Raw genomic sequence first — 25,314 nt, 5'->3', positions numbered from 1 at the left:
TATTGTGTCTGTTGTGATCTATGTGGTTCAAAAACAAGGCAAAAGTTTAAAGTAAAAAGGCAAAGAGAAGGATTAGAGATTAAGGATTAATTGAGTGAATGAGTAGGCAGTAGGCAAAATTCTATTGTGTCTGATGTGATCTGTGTGGGTCAAAAACAAGGCAAAAGGAGAAAGTAAAAAGGCAAAAGTTGAGGAAGGCTTTGCCTGCCGAAATCCCGACCGTAGCGTCGGGGGAAGGATTAGTGATTAAGGATTAATTGAGTGAATGAGTAGGCAGTAGGCAAAAAGCAACCGGCAAAATTCTATTGTGTCTGATGTGATCTATGTGGTTCAAAAACAAGGCAAAAGTTTAAAGTAAAAAGGCAAAAGGCAAAGTGTCATCCTGAGCGTAGTCGAATGATGATTAACGATTTCAGATTTCAGAACGAGCAGGCAATTGGCTACATCGTTTGTGTTTCAACCATAAGGGCGACGATATCCTTATTGCCCTTGGTACATATAAACTTTCAGCGAATCGGGAATAAGTTTATTGTTTTTGCAGGCATGGTTATTCTTTAACAGGAAATTGTTGAGTTCAGCTTCTAATTCTTTTTCCTTTTCGGGCTCATCAACAGTTTCAATGTCCATGTTCTCGTAAACCTGGTAAATTATTTTGTTGGCCAACATCCGTTCGCCATCGATAAAATCGAGGATTTCGTTTTTGTTACGCATCAGCGGATAGGCATTGGCCACCCTGAAATCTTCTTCATCGTCGAGGCCATGCCCGATCCAGGCGGCTGCCTTCGGACGCGAAATGATGCTATCGGCATCCATCATGGCAAGCAACGAAGGAGTAACATCAAAATGGGTGACAAGCGATGAAAATTTAGCCGCTTTTTTAAGCAGAGGTGAATAAATAACCAGTGGCACATGAAACCTGTCGAGCTGTGTACTTATCGGAATTTCCGGCATACGATGGTCGCCTGTAATTACAAAAATGGTGTTGTTAAACGAAGGCAGTTTCCTGAACTCGCTAAAGAAATACCTCAGGGCATCATCGAAATAAAGCACCGTTGAAAACTGTTTCTCATAATTGCGGTTAAATGCTTTTGTTTTTTCCGGGAGCTTCAATTCCGCTAGCCGCTCGTTAAATTTCGCGAGATAATAACGCTGATTTTCAACCACAAAAGGACTGTGCATGGCCAGGGTAAGAATAACATCAACTCGTGGATTTGCGGTGTCGGTTTTGATTTCTTCGATGTAACGTCTGAAAATTTCTTTGTCGCCAAAGCCCCAGGAGAAACCACTGGTAGCAGAAGCCGGCATTTTTTCATACCCCTCGCCAAAACCGGCATTATCAATGATTCTATCTACTCCCTGCCTTTTCAGAAAAACATCCATATTGTCGAAATGCGCCTCACCGCCGTAGGTAAACGATCCGGTATAACCGGCCTGGGTTTTCAGGATGCTCATCAGGCTTAAATGATCGGGCATATCTTCGCCAAGCTCAGTAAAACCACGGTTACCAAACGGAACCGATGCCAGAGTTGACGGAAGCACCCCAAAAGTCCGGCCCGAGGTGCTTAAATTATTTTCCCAGTACAAACTTTTATCCATCAGCGAATCAAGGAAAGGCGTAAAACTTCCGAGGTAAGCATCCTCGCCACTGTATGCCCGGCCAAGACTTTCAACAATTACAAAAACAATGTTCGGTTTGGTTTCCAGCGGCTGGAAATACTTCCCCAAAACATCGGGTGTTGTTTCGTTGTGCAGAAACGGGTAATCTTCGTCGAGGTAAGTAAAAGCACCATCGGCAGTGGCCACCGTTGTTTTAAAAGTGTAGGTTTGCTTGTCGAACTGCTCGTCGAACACATAATGTTCAAGAACACTTTCGCTAAAAAAGTTGAGTTTATTGGTGGCTGCAAAAAGCGAAAATTCGTTTTCAAAATCAGAGGGTTGTGGTTTTAAAATATCGAGTGGGGCCAATGAGGCAAACATGGCCGCCGAAATAACAATGAGCATCCACGGTTTTAGTTTCAAGTAAACGTGTTTAATAAAAACCCGCACCATGTAAGCCAAAAAGAGGGCCATAAAAATAAAGGGCCACACATTCATTTCGCCCGAACTTTGTACGGTTTGGTTGATTTCTTCGATGGAATAGGCAAACAAATCGGAGCCCAGCGGAACCCCTGCCACCGAGAAATATTTGAGCAACAACATATCGCCCAACACCAATACTACCGAAGCAGAAATAAAAAATATACGTGCTGCTTTTTGGCTAAACAAACCCAACAGCAAAAACGGAATCATCAGCACAGCTGAAACCCGCAGATACAAGACAATGTCGTATTTTATTCCGATAAGCAGCGAGCTAAAACTACCCGGCGGATAATTGTGGTAATTGGAGAGGATTATCATCTCGTGTAAACGCACGAGCAAAATCATCCCGGCCAGAATAAAACTCAGGCTGACAAACCGCCTTAATGTGCGCACAAGCAAGCCAAATGTATCGGTACTCTTCTCCATTTAATTCCCCATTAAAACAACCTCGAAAATCCAACATCGAACGAATAGTAGCCTGAATAATTGCCGGGTTCCAGTTGTTCGCTGCCAACATTAAATCCGGCGCTTACAATCCATATTTTTTTGATCAGCCGGTTGTATTCGGCCCTTACCGACCGGGTTTTTAAGGTCAGGTTCTTTTCCGTATCAATTGGTTTCCTGTTGTCGTCGGGCGAAACGCCATAGCTTAGTTTAAGCCCCAAATAATTTTCAGAATCGGCAAAATAGCGCCGTACCGACAAAGCGCCGGAAACCGAAGTCCCGTCGGTATCGGGCGTAACGTACGATCGCAGCGATATCCAGTAATTGCCCACATATTTCCCCAATGTAGCGGTATAAATATCAACCCCCGAAGAGCTGAAATCGAGGTAGCGCATTCCTATCGAACCTTCCCAGGCCTTCGGGAAGTTGTGGTACAATTCAAAACCAAAACGGTTTCCCGGGAAGAGTGCATCCGATGAATAGCCGTAATTGACGTAAGCATAATTGTTTTCGCCAATTTTGGGATAGGCATCCACTTCAAACTGCAGCCCGTTTGAATCGAAACGATTGGCGTAATTCAAGCGTGCAATAACCGATCCCAGTTTGGTTTTTCGCCCATACGACAGTGCCAGAAAATGCCAGGGATCGCGGTTAAAATCGCTGTCGAAACTATCGTAGGTATATACCACCCTGATTTTGTTTTTCATTGCATCGAGCCGGTATTCTTTTAACTTAAGCAGAAAATCGGGTTCGCCCGGGTTTTCGTGCAGATAGGTTTCCAACACATCAACTGCCTCATTGTATTGTTCATCGCTGTAAAGAATACGGGCTTTTTTCATTGCAAACTTCGGCGATTCCGGCTCAAGCTTTAATGCGGCGTTGCAATACTCAATGGCTTGTGCGTTGTTATCCGCCCAAAATTCAACATCAGAAAGCGCGTCATAAGCTTCCATGTTTTCGGGACGCTGTACCAAAACGTCTTGCAACACCACCCTTGCCGAATCGTACATTCCGTCCCATGCGTAAGTTCGTCCCATTAATAAAGCCACATCCGAATTAAATCCTTCAGCAAGAATCTGACGGCAAATGTCGCGCGCTTTTTCCCGTTCGCCGTTAAAGGCGTAATTCCGGGCCTCATCAAAGGTTTGAGCCTGCAGAATGCCCGCTGTTCCTGTAACCAGCAGAATAACAAGTACACTTATAATTTGGAAATACAATCGGTTCTGTTTCACTGTATTTTATTTTTTTTGTTTCGAAATATCAAATCCGGCGCGTGTCATTTTTCCCCACGACTTTTTCTTCTTAATGAAATAGTCGTAGTTCCCCTGAAGTCCCCAATACACAATTAAAGGATGGTAGATAAAGGGCTCCAGCCAGGTGGTCATCAGTAATTTTAGTATCATTCTTTTTTTCTTGTAGCGGTTGTACGCCAAATGGTCGAACAAAATGGCATAGGTAGAAATCATTATGGCAAAAAAGAAAATAAAGCCAAACATGACGTAAAAAAACGACCAGTCGGCAAGGCCAAGCAAGGCTATCGATAAAAAATAAATGATACCTAAAAATTCTACAATCGGGGCCAGCCATTCGAAAAACACCCAGTACGGATGCGACACCATGCCCATAAAACCAAACTTCCGGTTCATAAAAATATCGCGGTGCAGCATTATGGTATCAATGGTACCACGGGTCCACCGGTTTCGCTGTGTTCCGAGTACTTTTAGCGTTGATGGAGCTTCGGTCCAGCACAAGGGATCGGAAATGTAAACCACCTTGTATTTTATCCCCTGATTGGCCATGTATTTGCGCATGCGTACCACCAGCTCCATATCTTCGCCAACGGTTTGCGTGTAGTAGCCTCCGCAATTTATAACCACTTCTTTGTCGAAAAGGCCGAGTGCCCCCGAAATCAGCAATAAACCATCGAGGCGGCTCCAGGCCAGCCTGCCCATCAGAAACGAACGACTGTATTCGATCACCTGGAAACGGGGAATCAGTTTGCTGGGAACATTTACTTCCACCAACTGTCCGTTTTCGATTACACACGAATTGGCAATTTGAATTACCCCTCCGGCAGCAATTACCTTCTTGTCGCTTGCTTCAAGGAAGGGCTTGATTAATTTTTTCAGGGCATGCGGATCGATGATAGAATCCACATCGATGGAAATAAAATAATCGCCTTTGGCAATGTTTATTCCGGCATTTAGTGCATCGGCTTTTCCGCCGTTGCGTTTATCCACCACAGTAAGGTTGGAGTACGCCTTTGTCTTCGATTTATATACGCCCAGAATTTCCTGGCACTGAATCTGATAATCGATGGCAAAAGGTACTTTCTCGAGATCGAACGCAGCAATTGTTTTCACGAGCGAATCGTCTTTGCTGCCATCGTTAATAACAATTATCTCGAAATTCTGATAATACAGCCCAAGCAGTGCTTTTATGTTATCAACAATGGTAAGCGATTCGTTGTAGGCCGGTGCCAGCAGCGAAATTTTAGGGGCAAAAGGAGATGACAGAAGCGCATCAAAGTTGGTTGTTTTGGCTTCGCGAACATTACGTATCAATTCCCTGGCCGAAACAATGGCCAGCCAAAAATAAAAACTGAAAATACTAATTGTATAAATCAGAAACAGCGATTCGATTATTATCCTTACAATTCCCATAAACTAATTTCGCGGATCCTTAACATGAGCCAATAACAGCTCCAACTCCGGTATTTCTTCTTTTGTATGCTTACTAATTTTATCCCTGCTTTCCTGCCCCATATAATACACCGAGCGGCATGCTTCCAGTTTCAACGATATCGAACCGGTTTTCATTACCTCCTCAAGAAAAGCAAAATCATCGGTATCGCCAATGTTTTTAAAAGCTTTCAGAATTTCGAGTTTGTTTCGGTTTGTTTCGCCCTCAAATTTCTTTTTTAATAATTCGCGGCTGTCGTATAAACGCAGGTCGTTAATGGCTTTGTAGGCCAGAAAACGGGTCTCTTCCATTTCGTTATCCACCATTTTTATTACTTCCGAAACATCTTCAAACTGCTGAAAAAAGGTGATCATTTTCAGGCTGAAATTCCTGATATTGTAATGTTTAAAAGACAGAAAGCGGGCAAATGCGGGCACCGGTATCTGGTTAAGCCGGATAAGGTAAAACACCGACAATTGCGCCCATTTGGCAAAGGGTTGTTTCAGCTTTTCAAAAAAGCTAAACGGATTTTCGGCATTTAAGGTAACATAAGCAATTTGTGCTTCTGTGCGCACATAATCGTTCGAGTGGTTAATCAAGGTACTAATCATTCCTTTTGCGCCCTGCGGATACAGGTGTGTGAGCTCCATTATACCCATAACTTTTTTATGGCTGTGTCGCGATCTGGCCAGTTTTAGTGAATCGTTTTGCAGGTTTAATTTCACATAAATTTCCGGAATGAATTTTTCGAGTTCACCTTTAAAGTTGGCCTTAAAATTCATAAGAACCGAGATTAAAATGCGGCGGTTGGCTTTGTTTTTAATTCGCTTGAGTTTAATCAATGCTTTTTCCCAGTCGATGTTTCCGAAAATGTAGGCCATAATCACATCTTCGTACATTTTCCCGTATATGCGCCCGAACTTTTCCTTCTGATTTTTTCTTTTGATGGTAAAATTTAAGGTTAGCAGCACAAATGCAATGTTTGCAATAAAGATTAAAATCAGTGCAGCTAAAAACAGCAACAGCGAATAATCAAAAACTTTTTCAACGATATCGAGATAAACTGTCCTGATTTTTCGCGGTAAATGTTTTTCGCCGTATTCTGTTAGCTTATTTTTCAGGAGTTCAATTTTTTTATCCGAAATAAAAACATTGATTATCGAATGGTTATGTTGCTTCTTTTTCCCGGCAGAATCAATTGTATTTTTTTGGGGAAAGGTGTCGGCCGAATTTAATGGCTGATTTTCAACACCTGCTTTTTGAGTAAGGTCAACAACAGCATTTTCAGCCTCCGAATTTTCAACGCTGTCCTCTTGTTGTATCGTAATTTGGTTTTGTACATTTAACGGCTGCTTCGCCTGAACAACCTGAGGCCAAGCAAGAAAACATAAAAAAACAAAACTATTTACGATCAATTTATTTATCGCAAGGCTGATATGTTGCATTGATTACGGGTTTCTAATTGAAACTAAAATTTTACTTCCTGGCAGCTAATAATCTTTTTACCCTAATATTTAATTCAATCAGGCTAAAAGGTTTTACCATGTAATCGTCGGCACCCAGATCAAAAGCTTTCATCACACTTTCTTCAGCTCCTGCTGCCGAAAGAACCATTACCGGAATTTGCTTTTTACCGGTCTCGTTTAATTTCGAAATCACTTCCAGGCCATTCAAATTTGGCATATACAAATCGGTAATAAGCAAATCCACCTCATTGCTTTCGAGTTTTGCCAGGCAGTCTTTTCCATCCTCGGCTTTAATAATTTCGTAGCCTTCTCGGGATAAACTATGCGCAACGGTCTCCAGAATTAATCTGTTGTCTTCTGCCACTAAAATACGTTTCATAATACATTCATTTTAGTTCAACAATACATTACACAAACTGCTATTTGAAAAGACTTTTACCACTCCTACCAACATTCTGCTGAAACAAGCTAACAAGCGTAAAAACCCTGTTCTTTTTTATTGCGTCCTACAAACAAATATAAATTTTTTTTCCACTCATTCTACTCTTGTAATCAGCTTTTTACCCTTTTCCTGATTGGAGGAAAGGCATTTTCAGCACATTGCCGATAAAAGCCAGGTTATTTTGAAGGGAAATTATACCGATTTAATATTGAAATGAGCCTTTAGTTCGCAAACCCCTAAAGCCTCTTTCGTTTATTATCGGCATTAACTCCCGAAAAGAATTCGGGATAATCTCAATGTATCGCTTAAAGCTCACGATGAAATACAATTGGTATTACTTTTACACATCTGGTTTAAAGAAAAAAGCAGGGTGGTATTAACAACTATAAGGCGTGACAGTATTTGACTCCTGTCAAGAAAAATTTGAAGTATTATATTGTTGAATTGTTAAATTGCTAAATTGTAAAATTGTTTAACTGCATCAACTAATAGCACACAGGGGCAAAGCCCCGACACGTTTCAGCATCGTTGGTTACGGTGGTGGCAGTGCATAGAAGTAATTGTTTTTTTAAACGTCTGCCCGGGCTATAATCTTACCTGCCGACATGGCACCTTTTAGCATTTTTTAATTTGGATTAAAATCGCCTTTTGTATATGTTTGCCGCTTCCAACTAATCTTATTAAAATCAACCGGGAGCGCCCCGGATATTTAACAAAAATGAATCATTCAAAAGAGTTAGCTGTGCTGCAAAGCAAACAGCATTTTCACATATTAGATGGCCTTCGGGGTATTGCTGCCCTGGCAGTAGTAGTATTTCATTTTATGGAATGGATTATTCCCGATTTTACCCAAAACTTTATCGGGCATGGTTTTTTGGCTGTCGATTTTTTCTTTTGCCTTTCGGGTTTTGTAATTGCGTATGCTTACGATAAGCGCCTGCCACAAATGGGCATCCGCGCCTTTTTCACTTCGCGGCTGATACGCCTTCATCCCCTGGTGGTTATCGGAACTATACTTGGTCTGCTCGGGCTTTTTCTCGATCCGTTTGCCGACCATGCCAGTGCCCATTCGCTGGGAAACATCGCGTTAATTTTTGTTTGCGCGTTGTTAATGATTCCGCTTCCGGTAATGGAAGAGCGCTTTTTTAATCTTTTTAGTTTAAATGCGCCATCGTGGTCGCTGTTTTGGGAGTACATCGCCAACATACTTTACGCTCTGGTTTTGGTTCGCCTTTCGAAAAAATTACTGTGGGTGCTGCTGGCACTGGCTGCCGGCGGTATTGTATGGATAAGTTACCGAGCCGGCAATTTGCTGGGTGGCTGGAATGGCGAAACATTTTTTGATGGCGGAATTCGCATGAGCTATTCGTTTTTGGCGGGGCTGCTTATTTACCGCTCGGGCTGGATTATTAAAAATAAACTTGGCTTTATCGTACTGTCACTCCTGCTGTCTGCCGCATTTTTTAGCTCTGTATTGTGGAACACCGCGCTAACCGAGCCTATCATCGTATTGTTTTACTTCCCGCTTTTAATAGCGCTTGGTGCAGGCTCATCCTTATCGGCACCGCTGCAAAAAATATGCGTTTTTATGGGCAACATTTCGTACCCGCTGTACATGACGCACTATGCATTTATTTGGTTGTTTGGCAATTATTTTGTTGCAAAAAGTCCGTCGAACCAACAGCTGGTATGGATTATCCTGTTCGGGACGGTAGCACTGGTAGTATTTGCCTGGCTGGTAATGCGATTTGTTGACATGCCGGTACGCCGTTACCTCAGCAGAAAAAGAAAAGAAAGGCTGCACCGTAAAGAGCAGCAGAAATAACCGAAGCAAACAAAGGCTTAGCTGTTTGACACAGCATCGGTTTAAAGCACAAATGAGATAAAAAAATCCGCCCCGTTATTGCTTAAAAATACGGACCGGATTCTTTCTTTATACTGACTGCCAATGTGCATTTACTTTTTCTTCCTTTGCTGATAACTTTTGCGGTGTTTGTGCTGGCTGTCTCCTTTTTTGTATTTATGGAATTTCCCGTGTTTCTGCTTTTTCCCTTTCGACGGTGTTTTCCATTCGGGGCCTACGCCAAACTGTTCGGGCAAAGGAATTTTAAACACCTCGCGCTCGATCAGCTCTTCAATGCGGTGAAACTTGTACATGTCGTCTTCGTTCACCAGCGTAAGTGCCACACCCGTTGAATCGGCACGGGCAGTACGTCCTACACGGTGTACATAATCTTCGGCATCGCCGGGCACATCGTAATTAATTACCAGGTTAATATCTTTAATGTCGATGCCGCGGCTCATTACATCGGTAGCCACCAAAATACGAATGCGCCGTGAGCGAAATCCATTCAGCACACTTTCGCGGTCTTTCTGTTCCAGATCCGACGAAATCGCTTCGGCGTCAAAACCTTTCTTTTTTAGCCGTTTTGCTAATTCGTTGGTTACGCGCTTGGTTGAGCAGAAAATGATAACGCTGTTGTAATCCGGATTCTCGGAAATAAGGTGCGCCACCAAATCGCCCTTTTGTTTGTCGTAGATAAGGTAGGCGGCTTGTAACACGCCTTCTGCCGGTTTCGACATGGCAATGTTAATCTCCTTGGGATTATTCAGAATCTCCGATGCCAGTTTCCTGATCTTAGGTGCCATGGTTGCGCTGAACATCAGCGTTTGGCGCTCTTTTGGCAGGTACGAAATAATCTTGGTAATGTCTTCGTAAAAACCGATATCAAGCATTCGGTCAGCCTCATCGAGAATCAGAAATTCGATTTTGTCAAATTTCACATATCCCAGGTTTAGGTGCGAAATCAGTTTTCCGGGTGTGGCAATAATAATGTCGGCTCCTTTTGTCAATGCTCTTTTTTGTTGGCCCCATTCGTCGCCATCGCCACCGCCGTACAGGGCAATGGAATGAATACCCATGGTATAGCCAATTCCCTGCACCTGCTGATCGATTTGCATGGCCAACTCGCGTGTTGGTACAATAATCAGCGTTGAGGTTTCGCCGCCGGGCAGGTCGGCAATTAAATCAAGGATTGGGAGTAAAAAAGCTGCGGTTTTCCCTGTTCCCGTTTGGGCACAGGCAATTAGGTCGCTACCTTCAAGGATAGTGGGAATTGCCTGCTCCTGAATCGGAGTCGCATTTTTAAATCCCATGTATTCTATGGCATCCAATAAATCGTAATTAATGCCAAGTTCTTCAAATGTCATTCAATTCTTTTAATATGTGCTACAAATGTAGTTAAAATAAACGGCACGTTGTGATTCCGCAAATCTATGTATGAACCAAACTATCAACAATTAAAAAGATCATCATAAAAAGATAGAGGAAATTGAGTTTGTAGAATGAGGGGCGAACTTTAAATTCGTTCTGAACAAACACCGCCATAGTAAGCGACGACAACAGGTAAAAAATGTAAAATAGCAGCAAAAACATGATGAGTTTGTTGCCGATAACAAAAAAGATAACCAGGAATGCCGAAGCAACTGTTGTTAAAATCCAGGTGTAAGTAACCCGTTTTATTTGCAGTTCGGAAAAAAGCTGGTTCAGACTGGGCATTTTAGCCAGTTTGTATTGCTCGCCAAACATGAGCAGCAGCAACCAGAAATGCGGTATTTGCCCGATAAAAAAGAAGGCAGCTACCATTAGAATAACCTCTGACGTTAGACTTCCACCAGCTCCTGCCCAACCTATCATTGGCGGAATTGCCCCTACCATCGATCCGGGAATTACGGCAAAAGCCGATACTTTTTTTAGCGGTGTATAAACCCCGTTGTAAAAAAACAGTGTTAGCCAGCTTAAAAGCAGAGCCAGTGGCGGATTACTAAAAATAAGAATTACTGAGCCAAGAACAGCAAAACCAATAGCTACCAATAATGCGTTTTTAGGGCTAATCCTTCCTGAAGGTAACGGACGGTCTTTTGTACGTGGCATTTGTGCATCAATATCGCGCTCCTGCCAGTGGTTAAGAACACTTGAACTGCAAGCCATAAAAAATACACCAAATAACAGCCACCAGCCTTGCGCATCAACATTGTGCGTAAAAAGTACATAACCGGTTAATGCCGATAAGGCAATGGGCAGAGATATTCGAACTTTGCCCAATTCGTATATTATTTTTAGTTGCTGTTTCATATTTTTTTTGAACCACATAGATCACATGAGACACAATAGAATTTTGCGTATTGTTTTTTGCCTACTGTCTACTCATTCACTCAATTAATCCTTAATCACTTATCCTTCCCCCGACGCTACGATCGGGATTTCGGCAGGCAAAGCCTTCCTCACTTTTGCTTTTTTACTTTAAACTTTTGCCTTGTTTTTGAACCACATAGACCACATCAGACACAATAGAATTTTGCGTATTGTTTTTTGCCTACTGCCTTTTGTTCTGAAATTTCAAATCGTTAATCATCATTCTAAATTCATCCTTCGACTACGCTCAGGATGACACTTTAATCCTTAATCACTAATCCTTCTCTTTTGCCTTTCTACTTTTTCCTTTTGCCTTGTTGCTACTTCACCGTTTTCAGGTATTCAATAATATTATCAATGTCATCATCCGAAAGTTGTCCTTCGTACGAAACCATTAATCCTTTATTGTATCCGTCCACCACATCGGCATTCGGCTCATAAATTGATTTTCGGATATATTCCTCATCAACTGTAACCTGCCGTGTTTCACGACCAGTCTCAACCGTATGTTCTGCCCCCCAAATTCCTTTAAAACTCGGCCCAACCAGTTTGGTTCCATCCAATGTATGACAGGCAAAACACCCAATATTTTGCATGATTCGTTTACCCGTTGCTGCAGGCGAGTCAATTTCGGCCGCAGAAGCCGCAACATTTGTTGTATCAGCGATCCAGGCTTGGAAAGCAGAATCTTCCATTACTTCCACATACGTGTACATGTAGGAGTGTTGCAATCCGCAATATTCGGCACAATACAACTCGTAGGTTCCAACTTTTTGGGGCTCAAACCACATAAAGTTATCTTTCATTCCGGGTACCATATCCTGCTTTACACGAAATGCCGGAATGTATAAACTGTGCAATACATCCATGGCTACCAGGTTTAATTTTATAGCCTGATCTTTTGGCAGGAAAAGTGTATCGGTACGACGGCCATTTTCATATTCAAAACTAAAGTTCCACATTCGTCCGTAAGCGGTAATTTCCATAGCATCTTTTGGTGCGCGCTGCATGGGTTTCCAGCCTGCCCATCCGTAGTAAAACATCAGCATAGTTAAAAGAAACGGAACAACAGTCCAGATGATTTCCAATTTGGTACTTCCTTCAATCTGCGTTGCTTTTGGGTTCCTTTTCTTGTTGTATTTAAATATAAACACCAGCATTACTACCGTTAGCCCGATAAGGAACAAAAACGATATACCCATTATAACAAGAAATGCAGTGTCGACACCCTGAACAAAATTTGAGGCTTTGGTTATTTCTGAGCTATACATAGTTATACTCTATAGAGGTAATCTAAAAAGGTTATCACAATTACAACCACAAAAATGGCAAACACAAAGGCTACCATCAATTTAATGTATGGTTTGTCGTATTTAAGGTGCATAAAATAAGTTAACACCAGTGCCGATTTTACTACGGCAAACAGCAAGGCTGCAGCAACGGTAAACTCGCCCAGTTCTATCGAGGTAATTCCTATCGACCCAAAAGTTAGTGCCAACAGCGCCAACAAAACGATGACGTATAATCGATATGGAACGATATGATGATGTTTATCTTCTGACATAGCTTTAGTTTTAATGGATGAGATAAAATAGTGGGAACAGAAAAATCCAGATCAGATCGACAAGGTGCCAGTACAAACCGCAGTTATCGAGTAACGACGGTCGTTTGGCATTTACTTTTCCGTTGGCCACACCTTTAATGGCAAAACCCATGATTATAAGGCCTACAATAATATGCAGTGCGTGCAAGCCGGTCATTACAAAGTATAAACCAAAGAAAAGGATTTCGCCCTGGCTCATTTCATTCAGCATTTGTTCTGATCCCGGCCAGATTCCGTGCGAGAATTTTACGCCCCACTCAAAATACTTATTCACCAAAAAGCCAATGCCAATAATGAAAGTTATTACCACCAGTGCAATGGCCACTTTTTTGTGTCCTTTTTGCAAAGCTGTTGTCGACATGGCGATCGTCATACTACTTACTAACAGAATAACAGTATTAAACGCGCCAATAAAGGTATTTAGTTCTTCAGCCGCCAGGTGAAAGGCGTCGGGATTCAGATAACGATAAACCGAGTAAACAATAAACAGGCCGCCAAACAACAGCAGTTCGGTAAAAATAAACAGCCACATTCCGATTTTCGACGATTCAGGATCGTACATGTCGGGGTGCTCCACATGAGCATGTTGATGTTCAGCCATATTAGTCATAGTTATAAGGTCCGTCTTTTTCTCCCAGAACAGGTTCTTTCTCAAAATTTAATACAGGTGGCGGCGAAGTAACTGTCCATTCCAGAGTTTTACTGTGCCACGGATTCATTTCGGCCGGTTCTCCTTTTCGCGCCGAGCGAATCAGATTGGTAACAATGATGATAAAACCGGTTACCAATACCCACGAGCCAATAGTGCTCAGGATATTTCCTCCATGGAACTCTTCGAGGTAGTCGTAATAACGCCTTGGCATCCCCATCATTCCCAAATAGAACATGGGCGAATACAACGCCAGAAAACCAATGGTGAAAATCAGCCAGCCAACATTGGCCCAGGCCTTATCATACATTCTTCCAAATATTTTTGGGAACCAGTAGTGCATTGCCGCAAAAAAGGCAAAGCCTGTTCCTCCAAAAACAATGTAATGGAAGTGGGCAACAACAAAGGCAGTGTCGTGCACGTAAATATCGGTCGCCAGAGCACCCAAAACAAGGCCGCTTAAACCACCAACCATAAACACAAAAATAAATGACACTGCCCAGTAAAAGGGCGTTTGGATATTGATCGCCCCCTTATACATCGTCGATATCCAGTTAAATACTTTTATTGCACTTGGTATGGCAACAATAAATGTGAGGAGTGAAAAATAATATTGTGCTGTTCCACTCATTCCGGCTGTAAACATGTGGTGGCCCCAAACCAGGTAGCCCACAAATGCAATGGCCATAGTGGAAGCAATAATTGCTTTGTAACCAAAAATATGTTTTTGCGAAAAGGTTGGAATAATTTCGGAAATGGCTCCCATGGCAGGCAAAATCATAATATAAACTGCCGGGTGCGAATAAATCCAGAACAGGTGCTGATACAAAACAGGATCGCCTCCCAGTGCCGGATCGAAAACACCAACTCCGAAAACTCGTTCAAGAGCAACTAACACCAAAGTGATACCCACAACCGGAGTTGCCAGTAATTGAATCCAGGCTGTTCCGTAGAGTGTCCAAACAAATAAAGGAAGTTTGGTCCATTTCATGCCGGGGCAACGTAAGCGGTGAATGGTCACCAAAAAGTTTAGTCCGGTAAGAATGGACGAGAAACCCAATACAAATGCCCCGAATATGGCAGGCAGCAGGTTGGTTCCGCTTTTAAAACTGTAAGGTGCGTAAAAGGTCCAGCCGGTGTCGGGAGTTCCCGAGCCAAACAGCAATGCACAAAGCACCAAAACCACGCCGGTTACATAAAGCCACCACGAGAGCAGGTTGAGTTTTGGAAAAGCAACATCTTTTGCACCAATCATTATAGGCAACATCAGGTTTCCGAAAACCGCGGGTAAACCGGGCACAACAACCATAAAAATCATTATAACACCATGAACGGTAAACGTAGCGTTGTAGGTTTGCGCATCCATAATTGTTTTTCCGGGCGCCAGCAATTCAAATTTCATGGCAAGCCCCAGCAAAACACCAGTTGCAAACATGGTAGCTATCGAATACAAATAAAGAAGACCAATACGTTTATGGTCAGTGGAAAAAATCCATCCGAGCAAACCTTTGTACTTTCCCTGATAGGTGAGGTAGTTTGCTCCATTAACAGCATTTGTTGTATGCATAAAGTTTAGTTTAATTTACTTTTTTCTTTGGTTTTAATACCAGAAACAGCAGTAAAACCAGCGCGAAAAACATAATTATGGTTCCGCTTACTTTAGTTACATTTAATACATATGTTTGTCCTTGCGGATCGTAGGAATAACAAAACCGAAGTACTTTATTCAATGTTGGTCCCGACTGGCCTTTCGATGCTTCAACAATGGCCATTTTCCATTCGAACGGTAAAAAGTACAGCCCGTTTAAATAACGGGTAATTTTCCGCTCAGGGCTTACAACGATTAACGATGCGGCATGCAGAAAATCGTTACCTGTTTTTTTGTATTTAAACCCTGTTGCGGTTGTAGCCTTCACAATGCTTGCACTGTCGGAAACAAAAAACAACCAGCCTGTTTTGGCTTCTTCCACTTTGTCGGGATTATTCATCAGCTGCAGGTAATTTGTTTTTTTCCTGATTCCCAAATCAATTGTTTCACGCGGATCAAAACTAATCGTCAACACCTGGTAATCTTCTCCGGGAACAAGGTCCGATTTGTCCATCACCCCGGCAACTGCTTCCATCAGCGGGCTGCAAATTCCGGGACAACGGTAATACACAAAATTCAGAATTGTTGGCTTATCAATAAGATCGGACAACCAAACCTGATCGCCGGCTTCATTAATCAACGAAATGCTATCGGGTAAATAATCGTCAAGATGTTCTACAACCCCAATTTCAACATCATCGTCGGTAGCGGCAGGATTAATTACACTTTGAGCATTTGAAATGTTGGCAAGTAACAGAAACATACCTGCAAGAAACGTGGTAATATAGGTTACAGTATTTTTCATAAAAGCCAGATCAATACGGCAAGGTTTATTTAGTTTTTAAATCAGTAGTACGTTATTATCGTTTTTAAGTTTTACAAACTCCTGTATTCAACGAAACACAATAATACCTTTTTAACTTTTTTCATATCTTAAAACCACAAAAGACTGATAATGTTTATGTAAAGAATAAGTTTCTTTTGATTTTTTACGAATTGACTTCTTTTGATCAATATTTACGCTAAAAAATATAAAAGCTGTGCTGTATGAATTTTCAGGGAATCCTATAACTTTAAGCCACCCATCCACCACCAGGGCTTAATTTATAAACATGTTTTACAGCATATTTATGTGTGACATTGATCACGTTTAAGCAGCGCCAAGGCCTTCAAAAAAATCCTTTATAAACAACATGAAAATGCATTTGTTCACCCCCAAAAAAGATATTTTATCAGTCCTAAAACCTATCTCATGAAATATCAAGTTATTATAGCAAAAATAAAATTTTACAAATACATAAAAACACTGTAACTTACTCACTTATAACATTTAAAGTCAATTTGGTATTTTATTATTGAACTAGCCGGATTAGTTTGCTGCTTTGCACTTATTTTATAAATTCGTGAGGTTGAGAAACTAAATTTAGCTGAAATAAGCATTGATTTCAGCACCATAGTTCTAAAAAAAATGCCTGTTTATGGAAAATAAATCACGCAGAAGTTTCGTGAAAAAGTTGGGTGTGTCGGTTGGTGCAGCCGGACTAGTTGGAGGCTCCAGTCTTTTAAGTTCATGCAACCAGGTGGAGACCGCCTCGGGAGACACAATTAAGCTGCTTACATCGAGCGGAGAACTTGTTGAAGTTAGCAAGGCACAGCTTAAACCTGCTGATATGCCAAGTCTTTCGGAAAATCAGAAGCGGGGAAGACAAGGTTTACCAAACCGCAAATTTGTGATGGTTATCGATTTGTCGAAATGCCGCAATGCCCGCGAATGTATGAAGGGTTGCCAAAACCACCACCAGTTACGTCCGGAGCAACACCATATTAATGTATTACAAATGCAGGATGCCGAGCACACCGCTCCGTATTACATGCCAAAACCGTGTCAGCACTGCGATAACCCGCCATGTACAAAAGTATGCCCGGTTAACGCAACTTTTAAACGCGAAGACGGTATTGTGCTTATCGACAATGAACGCTGTATCGGCTGTCGTTTCTGTATTGCGGCCTGTCCGTATTCGGCAAGGGTTTTTAACTGGTTCGAGCCACGCGATGCCGAAAAATACGAAGGCGTAACTTATAATATTGAAGCCAACGTTCCGCAGAAAAAAGGTACCATTTCGAAGTGTTTGTTTAGCGCCGACCGTTTACGCGATGGCAAATTACCAACCTGTGTTTCGTCGTGCCCCAACGGTGTTTACTGGTTTGGCGACCAAAACGAAGATGCAGTTACCAACGGAACCACACACGAAACTACCAGTTTCAGCAAATTAATTAAAGACAATGCTGCTTATACTTTAATGGAAGAGCTGGGAACTAAACCGCGTGTTTATTACCTGCCACCAAAAGACAGGGCTTTCCCATTTCAGGGCGAAATTGAAGATCACCACTCATAAACCGACTAAACTTTAAATGATGGAAAAAACAAAATCGCCGGAAGAATCCCGGAAATTACTGGATAAGATAACTTTCGACCTTACCCGCTCGATTGTAAAACGCGATGAGCTCACGCATTTTTGGTATTTCATACTGGTAATGTTTGCCGCCGTTGGTTTGTGGGGCTGGGGAATACAAATTCGCGACGGACTGGGAGTTACCGGTATGCGCGACTACGTTTCGTGGGGAATGTACATCGCTAACTTTGTGTTTTTTGTGGCTGTTAGTTTGATCGGATTTCTAATCAGTTCTTCGCTACAACTTTTAAAAATCAGTTGGTCGAAACCCATTTCGCGGGTAGCCGAGCAAATTGCAATTGCAGCAGTAGCACTTGCCGGAATTATTATTGTAATGGACATGGGGCGTCCCGACCGCTTTCTCAACGTATTTTTGCACGGACGTTTTGCTTCACCAATTATCTGGGACGTTACAGTTGTAACCACTTACCTAACCATTTCGGTACTGTTATATTATATCCCGCTCATTCCCGACCTTGCATTGTTGCGCGACCGTGGTGGCGACGATATTCCGAAATGGAAAATGCAGGTATATAAAATACTGTCACTTGGCTGGAAAGGAAATGACAAACAATACAAGCTCGTAGCACATTCCATGCGCGTGCTTATGATACTTATTCTTCCGGTTGGTTTATCCATTCACACCGTTACATCGTGGTTATTTGCAGCCACTCTTCGTTCGGGTTGGGATACCACCATTTTCGGTCCCTACTTTGTGGCCGGCGCTTTTGTGGCCGGTGCGGCAGCTGTTGTTATATTAATGTATGCCTATAGGGTTCGTTACCGTTTAGGCGACTATTTTGAAGAGTTGCATTTCGATTACATGGGAAAATTGCTGGTTTTTGTTTGCCTGGTTTACCTGTATTTCAACATCAACGAATTTTGGGTACCGGCCTACAAAATGAAAACGGCTGAAGGAATTCACCTGCGCACCCTGTTCACCGGTAGTTATGCTCCGATGTTCTGGTCGGCACAAATGCTGGGATTAATTCTACCTATACTTTTGATGCTTTTCCCGTTTTTCAGAAAACCTTTACCATTAACGATTATTTCTGTTTTTGTGCTTATTGCCTCGTGGTTAAAACGATATATTATTGTTGTTCCAACGCTGGAACACCCGTTTTTACCGGTACAGAATGTGCCCGACTATTTCAAACATTATTCGCCAACCAGCATCGAGATCATGATTACCATCTTCTCTTTTATGGCCGCGCTGCTTATTATTACTGTACTGGCCAAAATGTTCCCGGTAATCACGATTTGGGAGTACGCCGAGGAAAAAGGTATTGACAAAGAAATTCTTGCTGAACCGAAAAAATAAAAGACCATGAAGATCAAATTATTAGTTGTAGCAATCCTTTTTCTTGCCCAGCAGGGAATGGCTCAGGAATGGTTGGTTCCTGAAGATCAGAAAAATATTGAGAACCCATCAGAATATAACCTCGCCAATGTAAAAAAGGGAAAAGACCTCTACTTACTCAATTGTAAATCGTGCCACGGCGATGCGGGGAAAAACAACGGATTACCATTGGTTCCTCCCCCACCCGATGTAACCAGCGACCAAATGCAGGCCAACACCGAGGGCGAGTTGTTTTATAAAATTACACACGGGCGCGGTGGTATGCCACAATTCGAAACCACTCTTTCGGAAGACGACCGCTGGCGTTTGGTAAATTACATTCGCAATTACAGCCCTGATACCGAAGCATTACTGGTAGAAGAACCGCCAAAAAAAGCAAAAGTACTGGCTTCGGTAAACGAAGCTGAGCGCGTTGTTGAAGTTTTCGCAGAATACCAGAATAAGGATAGTGTTTATGTTGCACTTGCCGAAACGCCAATTACAATTGGTGCGCAAAAAGCATTCGGAATACTCCCTATCGGAGAGGTGCTTACCAACAACGAAGGACGTGCAGAATATGCCATTCCTGAAACTCTGATTGGTGACGAACAGGGAATGGTAACGCTGGTTATAGACTTGGGAGAAGGATTTATTACCGAAGATGTGGTGCTTGACGCCTCAAAAGTAGGACAGCCAAAACCTACTCCGGTATTGATTAAAGAAGAAGTGCTTTGGTCAACCAACGACAATATACAAACCTGGCTTTTGCTGTCGTATTTAGCAGCTGTTTTGGGAGCCTGGGGAACCATTGGCTATGTAGTATTTCAGATTTTTAAAATTAGCCGGGCCGGCAAAGAGGAATAAATGAACATCTTTTATCTGCTTATAGGAGTAAGTTTACTGGTGGCGCTCATTTTTTTGGGTGCTTTTATCTGGTCGGTTCGGTCGGGGCAGTACGACGATAGCGAAACTCCATCGATGCGGATGCTTTTTGACGACGACGATGTGGAATCGGAACCGGAAACCAATGAAGAAAAAAAGAATAATAAAAAATAATTATCCAACTCATGGAAAATCAAAAATTTAATTACGACAACAAAATCGTTAAGTTGTTTATTCTGGCCACCCTGGTTTGGGGTGTTGTTGGCGTACTGGTAGGCATTTTGGCTGCGGCACAGCTCGCCTTCCCAGTATTCAACTTTGGTCTCGAATTTACCACTTTCGGAAGAGTGAGGCCACTGCATACCAACGCCATTATTTTTGCATTTGTAGGAAACGCCATTTTTGCCGGAGTGTATTACTCGATGCAGAAGTTGCTGAAAACCCGAATGTTTAGCGATACTTTAAGCAAAATTCACTTTTGGGGCTGGCAACTTATCATTGTTCTTGCAGCCGTTACGCTGCTGGCCGGATTTACCACCTCGAAAGAATATGCCGAACTGGAATGGCCAATTGATATTTTGATTACCATTATTTGGGTGGTTTTTGGTTGGAACATGATCGGGACAATTGTTGTTCGTCGTGTTCAGCATATTTATGCAGCCATTTGGTGGTACCTGGCTACTTTCCTTGGCGTGGCCATGTTGCACGTGGTAAACTCTTTCGAGTTGCCAATATCATTGTTTAAAAGTTATTCCATTTATGCAGGAGCACAAGACGCAGTAGTACAATGGTGGTACGGCCACAACGCCGTGGCATTTTTCCTTACAACTCCGTTTTTGGGCTTAATGTATTATTATCTGCCCAAAGCGGCCAACCGTCCAATTTATTCGTACAAACTGTCGATCATTCACTTTTGGTCGCTTATATTTTTATATATGTGGGCAGGGCCACACCATTTGTTGTATCAGGCGTTGCCTAACTGGGCACAGGCTTTGGGTACTACATTCTCAATAATGCTTATAGCACCAAGTTGGGGAGGAATGATAAACGGTCTGCTCACCCTACGTGGTGCCTGGGATCGTGTTCGCGATAGTGCCGCACTGAAGTTCATGGTAGTTGCTGTAACGGCTTACGGTATGTCAACTTTCGAAGGCCCGATGATGTCGTTGAAATCAGTAAACCAAATTACCCACTTTACCGACTGGACCATCGCTCACGTACACATTGGTGGTATGGGCTGGAACGGAGGTCTTGTATTTGGTATGCTCTACTGGCTGGTTCCAAAACTGTTTAAAACAAAACTATTCTCTGAGAAATTAGCCAATACTCACTTTTGGTTGTCAACGTTGGCAATTTTAATTTATGCCATCCCGCTTTACTGGGCAGCCGTTACACAGTGGCTGATGTGGAGAAACTTCACCCCTGAAGGTTTCCTGCAGTATCCGAATTTCCTGGAAACAGTAACACAGCTGATACCAATGTATATGGCACGTGTGGCTGCCGGAATTCTGTTCCTTGTTGGATTCTTTATCATGGTTTACAACCTGGCAAAAACAATGGCTGCCGGAAGTTTTGTTAACGACGAAGCTGCCGAAGCACCTGCCCTTGTGCTGGCCGGAGCCCGCAACCCGATGAAAGAAACCGTTCACCGATGGATGGAAAGAAAAGGCGTTCGTTTCTCTATCCTGGTATTTATTGCCCTCGCTATTGGTGGAGCTGTTGAGATTATTCCAATGATATTTATAAAATCGAACGTACCAACAATCGATTCGGTAAAACCATATACGCCGCTTGAGCTGGAGGGTCGCGACCTGTACGTAAAAGAAGGTTGTTACGTGTGTCACTCGCAAATGGTTCGTCCGTTCCGCTGGGAAACCGATCGTTATGGCGAATACTCGAAAATTGGCGAGTTCGTTTACGACTATCCGTTCCAGTGGGGATCGAAACGTACCGGCCCCGATTTGGCGCGCGCCGGAGTGGTTGGCGGACCGATGTACAAAAATGCGGCCTGGCACTACAACCACTTTATGGATCCGCAAAAGATGAACGAACAATCGATAATGCCGAATTATGCGTGGCTGGCGGTTAAAAACACCGATCTTTCGCTAACTCCGAAAAAGATCAGGGCCATGCAAACGCTGGGCGTTCCTTACCCCGAAGGATACGACGAAAAAGCCGTTGACGATTACCTTACGCAAGCCGAAGGAATTGTTGCCGACTTAAAAGCATCGGGTATTGAAACCGATGCAAAAAAGCAAATCGTTGCAATGATTGCCTACATGCACAAGCTGGGAAGAGACATTTCGGAGCAGCCGGAAGTTGCCGAAGTTGAACTACATTCGGAATCATTTACAGAAGCCACCGACCAGAAAGAGGTTAAGCTTTTAACCAGTGCTGAAGACCTGGCTGCCGGAGAGAAAATGTTTAAAACAACCTGTGTAGTCTGTCATGGCCCGGAAGGAAAAGGAATTGCAACATTTCCAAGTTTGGTGGATGACGAATGGCTGCACGGAAACTCGCCTGCGGAAGTTTTCCATTCAATTTCGGAAGGAAATGTAGCGAAGGGAATGGTGCCGTATAAAACGCAATATTCCGAGAAACAGATTACACAGCTAACAAGCTACGTATTAACAACTCTACAAAACAAGGAAAATGAAGATAGTAAGTAATCTATTAACAAATATCGAAGGAATCCAGATCTTTTACATCATTGGATTACTCATTTTTGTAATGCTTTTTATTGTGATCTTCATTCGCACCATGCGCATTCCCAACCAGGAAATGGAAGATATAAAGAATTCAATTCTAACAGATGGCGATTCTAATCCTATCAATACTTAAAAAATACAGCTATGTCAGATAAAAACAAACAAATATTGGAGCAGGATGAGCACCTGATGGACCACGATTATGATGGCATTAAGGAGTTGGATAATCCGCCGCCACGATGGATTATGATGTTGTTTTATATTACCATTGGCTGGTCGATAATTTACGGCGCTTATTACTTCTGGTTAAAAGAAGGCAACCTGCAGGATGAAGAATATGCGCACAAATCGATGCAGCACGATGCAAAATACCAGATCGCATCAATTTCGGCCGACGACCTTGTGGCTTTTACCGATGAAGAATCGCTAGCTGAAGGAAAGCAAATTTACACCGATTTAGCATGTATGGCCTGCCACGGCATGAATGGCGAAGGAAATGCAATTGGACCAAACCTGACGGATGATTACACATTGCACGGGTGCGATTTTGAGAGTGCTTTTAATACCATTAAAAATGGTGTGCCGGCAAAAGGAATGACCGCTTATAAAACGCAAATAAGCGATGAGAAGATCCAAAAAGTGGCCAGTTACGTTATGACACTCAGAGGAACAAATCCGGCCAATGCGAAAGAGCCGCAAGGAGAAAAATGTGAGTAAAAAATAAATACCTCGAAAAATGGTGGGGAACAGTGTTTCCCATCTTTTTTATATGCAAATTGAACATATGGCAAACCAAAAAGTCGATTTCAGAGACTACCCCATAAACTGGAACGAGCGGGGCGGACGAAAATGGATATATGCCAAAAAGCCTTCGGGAAAATGGTTCTCCCGGCGTACAATAGTTAGCTACTTTTTGTTGTTGTTTTGGGTAGGCGTACCCTTTATTCGAATTAATGGCAATCCGCTGATTCTGCTCGACATAGCTAACCGCAAGTTTATCATTTTCGGAGCCATTTTTTGGGCACAGGATACTTTTATTCTGGCATTGTTAATGCTTTCGTTTGTGCTTTTTGTTGTATTGTTTACGGTAACATTTGGCCGGTTATGGTGCGGATGGACTTGTCCACAAACCATATTTCTGGAAATGGTATTTCGTAAAATTGAATACCTGATTGAAGGCGATTACCGCGAGCGCCATAAACTGGATAACAGTCCGTGGACCACAAAAAAAATATTCAAGAAGACACTTAAACACGGTATTTTCATTCTGATATCGATTGCCATGACCAATGTTTTTCTGATGTGGTTTATTGGCAGCGAACGTTGGATTGAAATGATTCAGGAACCGATTAGCCAGAACCTTTCCGGCTTTTTGGTTATGCTGCTGGTTTCGGCATTCTTTTATTGGGTGTATTCGTTTTTCCGCGAACAAATCTGCACCATGGTTTGCCCTTACGGACGCATGCAGGGTGTTCTGCTCGACTCGAAATCGATTGCCGTTACCTACGATTATGTGCGCGGCGAACCGCGTGGCGGACATGGCGATGGCGATTGTACCGATTGCAAACAGTGCATTTCAGTGTGCCCAACCGGAATTGATATCCGCAATGGCTCGCAGCTGGAGTGTATTAACTGTACCGCTTGTATCGATCAGTGCAACAAAATTATGCATGTCACCGGAAAACCTCCGGGTTTAATTCGCTACGCTTCTGAAGCCCAGATAAAAGGTCAGCAAAATTCAATATGGAATGCGCGCAACCGGGCGTATTCGATGGTGCTGCTGTTGATCTTCTCGTTTTTTGTTTACACGCTATTTACGAGGCCGGTATTGGAAACAACGATTCTGCGCACACCGGGTTTGCTTTACCAGGAGCAGGACTCAACTCTGTCGAACGTTTACAACATTAAAATTGTAAATAAAACACACGACGAACTTCCACTTGAATTGCGTGTTATCTCTCATGATGGCAAAATTCAAACGGCCGGAAACACGATAATTTTGAAAGATCAGGATATGTACGAATCAACATTTATTCTTTTCTTGCCAAAAAGCGAAGTTACCAGCGACAAAACCGAGGTTGAGTTTGGTGTTTTCAGCAATAATGAATTAATTGAAACCTACAAGGCCACGTTTGTAGGGCCATGAGAAAACTGAAAGTTGACAGTCTCAGTTTTCAGTAAAGTGACAAATTAAAGACCTTGTCATTTCGACGAAGAATGAGGAGAAATCTGTATCATAAAAGCTAAATTGCAACAGATTGCTCTCCGTCATTTGACGGATCGAGATGACATAAAAAGGAACAGAAATAATAAACAGGAAAAAAATGAAGTTTAATTGGGGAACAGGAATATTTCTTTTTCTGGCGTTGTTTTTAGCCGGATCGGCCGTTTTTATTGTATTTGCGGTGCGCCAGCCGGTAAACCTGGTGCATAAAAATTATTACGAAAAAGGTGTTGATCATACCGAACAGATGAATGTAAATGCCCGGTCGAAACCATTTGCCCGCTCGTTTGATGTGAACCTGAACAACGAGGCATTGGTAATCAGCATTGAAAATGAACTGGCAACAAAAATCGATTCCGGTAATATGCAGTTGTATCGCCCGTCGGATTACACAAAAGACATTAAGCACGAAGTTTTAGCGGGAAACAATTCGATCCAATTTCCAAAATCCGAGCTGATAGCCGGTCGTTACATTTTAAAATTCACGTGGTACACCAACGGTTTACGTTACGAAGTTGATCGCCCGGTAAATATTCAGTAAATTCACTACCTTTAATCAA

General features: G+C 42.5%; 22 protein-coding genes. 10 read left to right on the top strand and 12 right to left on the bottom strand.

The window, feature by feature from the left end; translation table 11 throughout:
- Positions 1-480: 480 nt before the first annotated feature.
- The 5 genes from BMW53_RS05915 to BMW53_RS05895 are packed head-to-tail and all read right to left on the bottom strand — an operon-like array spanning position 481 to position 7,050.
- The gene (locus BMW53_RS05915; protein ID WP_038557908.1) at positions 481-2,505 is read right to left on the bottom strand and encodes an LTA synthase family protein; all 2,025 of its coding nucleotides are present in this window, start codon (positions 2,503-2,505) and stop codon (positions 481-483) included.
- An 11-nt stretch (positions 2,506-2,516) separates the two neighbouring features.
- Entirely contained in the window at positions 2,517-3,755 is a 1,239-nt protein-coding gene (locus BMW53_RS05910; RefSeq protein ID WP_038557906.1) for a YaiO family outer membrane beta-barrel protein, read from the bottom strand.
- Positions 3,756-3,761: 6 nt separating this feature from the next.
- Positions 3,762-5,186 (bottom strand): glycosyltransferase family 2 protein, encoded by a 1,425-nt coding sequence (locus tag BMW53_RS05905; protein WP_038557904.1) that lies wholly within the window; start codon positions 5,184-5,186, stop codon positions 3,762-3,764.
- A gap of 3 nt (positions 5,187-5,189) precedes the next feature.
- Positions 5,190-6,650: a hypothetical protein gene (locus tag BMW53_RS05900; RefSeq protein WP_038557902.1), complete on the bottom strand. Its 1,461-nt coding sequence runs from the start codon at positions 6,648-6,650 to the stop codon at positions 5,190-5,192.
- 31 nt (positions 6,651-6,681) lie between these two features.
- On the bottom strand, positions 6,682-7,050 hold the full coding sequence (locus BMW53_RS05895) for a response regulator transcription factor (protein WP_038557899.1): 369 nt from the start codon (positions 7,048-7,050) through the stop codon (positions 6,682-6,684).
- A 781-nt stretch (positions 7,051-7,831) separates the two neighbouring features.
- Here BMW53_RS05895 and BMW53_RS05890 point away from each other — a divergent pair.
- Positions 7,832-8,938, top strand: a complete 1,107-nt coding sequence (locus BMW53_RS05890; RefSeq protein WP_038564453.1) for an acyltransferase family protein — start codon at positions 7,832-7,834, stop codon at positions 8,936-8,938.
- 131 nt (positions 8,939-9,069) lie between these two features.
- Here BMW53_RS05890 and BMW53_RS05885 read toward each other — a convergent pair whose 3' ends face one another.
- The 7 genes from BMW53_RS05885 to BMW53_RS05855 all read right to left on the bottom strand — a co-directional run bounded on the left by BMW53_RS05885 (position 9,070) and on the right by BMW53_RS05855 (position 15,953).
- A complete protein-coding gene (locus tag BMW53_RS05885; protein WP_038557897.1) occupies positions 9,070-10,323 on the bottom strand; it encodes a DEAD/DEAH box helicase in 1,254 nt (417 codons plus the stop codon).
- Between the two features lie 64 nt (positions 10,324-10,387).
- Positions 10,388-11,248 carry a protoheme IX farnesyltransferase gene (locus BMW53_RS05880; RefSeq protein WP_168136405.1) on the bottom strand — a complete coding sequence of 287 codons (861 nt, stop codon included), beginning with the start codon at positions 11,246-11,248 and terminating at the stop codon, positions 10,388-10,390.
- A 380-nt stretch (positions 11,249-11,628) separates the two neighbouring features.
- Entirely contained in the window at positions 11,629-12,579 is a 951-nt protein-coding gene (gene coxB / locus BMW53_RS05875; RefSeq protein ID WP_051567769.1) for a cytochrome c oxidase subunit II, read from the bottom strand.
- Between the two features lie 2 nt (positions 12,580-12,581).
- Complete coding sequence (locus tag BMW53_RS05870; protein WP_038557892.1) at positions 12,582-12,872, bottom strand: cytochrome C oxidase subunit IV family protein; 291 nt, start codon at positions 12,870-12,872, stop codon at positions 12,582-12,584.
- Between the two features lie 10 nt (positions 12,873-12,882).
- Positions 12,883-13,512, bottom strand: a complete 630-nt coding sequence (locus tag BMW53_RS05865) for a cytochrome c oxidase subunit 3 family protein (RefSeq protein WP_051567765.1) — start codon at positions 13,510-13,512, stop codon at positions 12,883-12,885.
- A gap of 1 nt (position 13,513) precedes the next feature.
- Positions 13,514-15,127 carry a cytochrome c oxidase subunit I gene (locus tag BMW53_RS05860; RefSeq protein WP_038557890.1) on the bottom strand — a complete coding sequence of 538 codons (1,614 nt, stop codon included), beginning with the start codon at positions 15,125-15,127 and terminating at the stop codon, positions 13,514-13,516.
- A gap of 10 nt (positions 15,128-15,137) precedes the next feature.
- Complete coding sequence (locus tag BMW53_RS05855; RefSeq protein WP_051567763.1) at positions 15,138-15,953, bottom strand: SCO family protein; 816 nt, start codon at positions 15,951-15,953, stop codon at positions 15,138-15,140.
- Between the two features lie 673 nt (positions 15,954-16,626).
- Between BMW53_RS05855 and BMW53_RS05850 the strand changes: the two genes are divergently transcribed.
- The 9 genes from BMW53_RS05850 (at position 16,627) to BMW53_RS05810 (ending at position 25,295) form a co-directional block, all read left to right on the top strand.
- Entirely contained in the window at positions 16,627-17,544 is a 918-nt protein-coding gene (locus BMW53_RS05850; protein WP_038557888.1) for a 4Fe-4S dicluster domain-containing protein, read from the top strand.
- Between the two features lie 16 nt (positions 17,545-17,560).
- The gene (gene nrfD, locus BMW53_RS05845; protein WP_217642898.1) at positions 17,561-18,922 is read left to right on the top strand and encodes an NrfD/PsrC family molybdoenzyme membrane anchor subunit; all 1,362 of its coding nucleotides are present in this window, start codon (positions 17,561-17,563) and stop codon (positions 18,920-18,922) included.
- Positions 18,923-18,928: 6 nt separating this feature from the next.
- The gene (locus BMW53_RS05840; protein ID WP_051567761.1) at positions 18,929-19,804 is read left to right on the top strand and encodes a c-type cytochrome; all 876 of its coding nucleotides are present in this window, start codon (positions 18,929-18,931) and stop codon (positions 19,802-19,804) included.
- Complete coding sequence (ccoS, locus tag BMW53_RS05835) at positions 19,805-19,996, top strand: cbb3-type cytochrome oxidase assembly protein CcoS (RefSeq protein ID WP_074780337.1); 192 nt, start codon at positions 19,805-19,807, stop codon at positions 19,994-19,996.
- An 11-nt stretch (positions 19,997-20,007) separates the two neighbouring features.
- Complete coding sequence (gene ccoN / locus BMW53_RS05830) at positions 20,008-22,491, top strand: cytochrome-c oxidase, cbb3-type subunit I (protein ID WP_074780334.1); 2,484 nt, start codon at positions 20,008-20,010, stop codon at positions 22,489-22,491.
- Positions 22,475-22,663 carry a hypothetical protein gene (locus BMW53_RS05825; protein ID WP_038557884.1) on the top strand — a complete coding sequence of 63 codons (189 nt, stop codon included), beginning with the start codon at positions 22,475-22,477 and terminating at the stop codon, positions 22,661-22,663. Before ccoN ends, BMW53_RS05825 begins: the two co-directional genes overlap by 17 nt.
- 11 nt (positions 22,664-22,674) lie before the next feature.
- Complete coding sequence (locus BMW53_RS05820; RefSeq protein WP_051567760.1) at positions 22,675-23,247, top strand: c-type cytochrome; 573 nt, start codon at positions 22,675-22,677, stop codon at positions 23,245-23,247.
- A gap of 67 nt (positions 23,248-23,314) precedes the next feature.
- Positions 23,315-24,676 (top strand): cytochrome c oxidase accessory protein CcoG, encoded by a 1,362-nt coding sequence (gene ccoG, locus BMW53_RS05815; RefSeq protein ID WP_217642897.1) that lies wholly within the window; start codon positions 23,315-23,317, stop codon positions 24,674-24,676.
- Between the two features lie 178 nt (positions 24,677-24,854).
- Entirely contained in the window at positions 24,855-25,295 is a 441-nt protein-coding gene (locus BMW53_RS05810) for a FixH family protein (RefSeq protein ID WP_074780330.1), read from the top strand.
- The last annotated feature ends 19 nt before the right edge of the window (positions 25,296-25,314 follow it).

The organism is Draconibacterium orientale (genome assembly GCF_900111425.1).
Lineage (GTDB): Bacteria > Bacteroidota > Bacteroidia > Bacteroidales > Prolixibacteraceae > Draconibacterium > Draconibacterium orientale.
The sequence above is the reverse complement of the archived record's forward strand: the minus strand, read 5'-3'. Positions and strand labels throughout refer to the sequence as shown.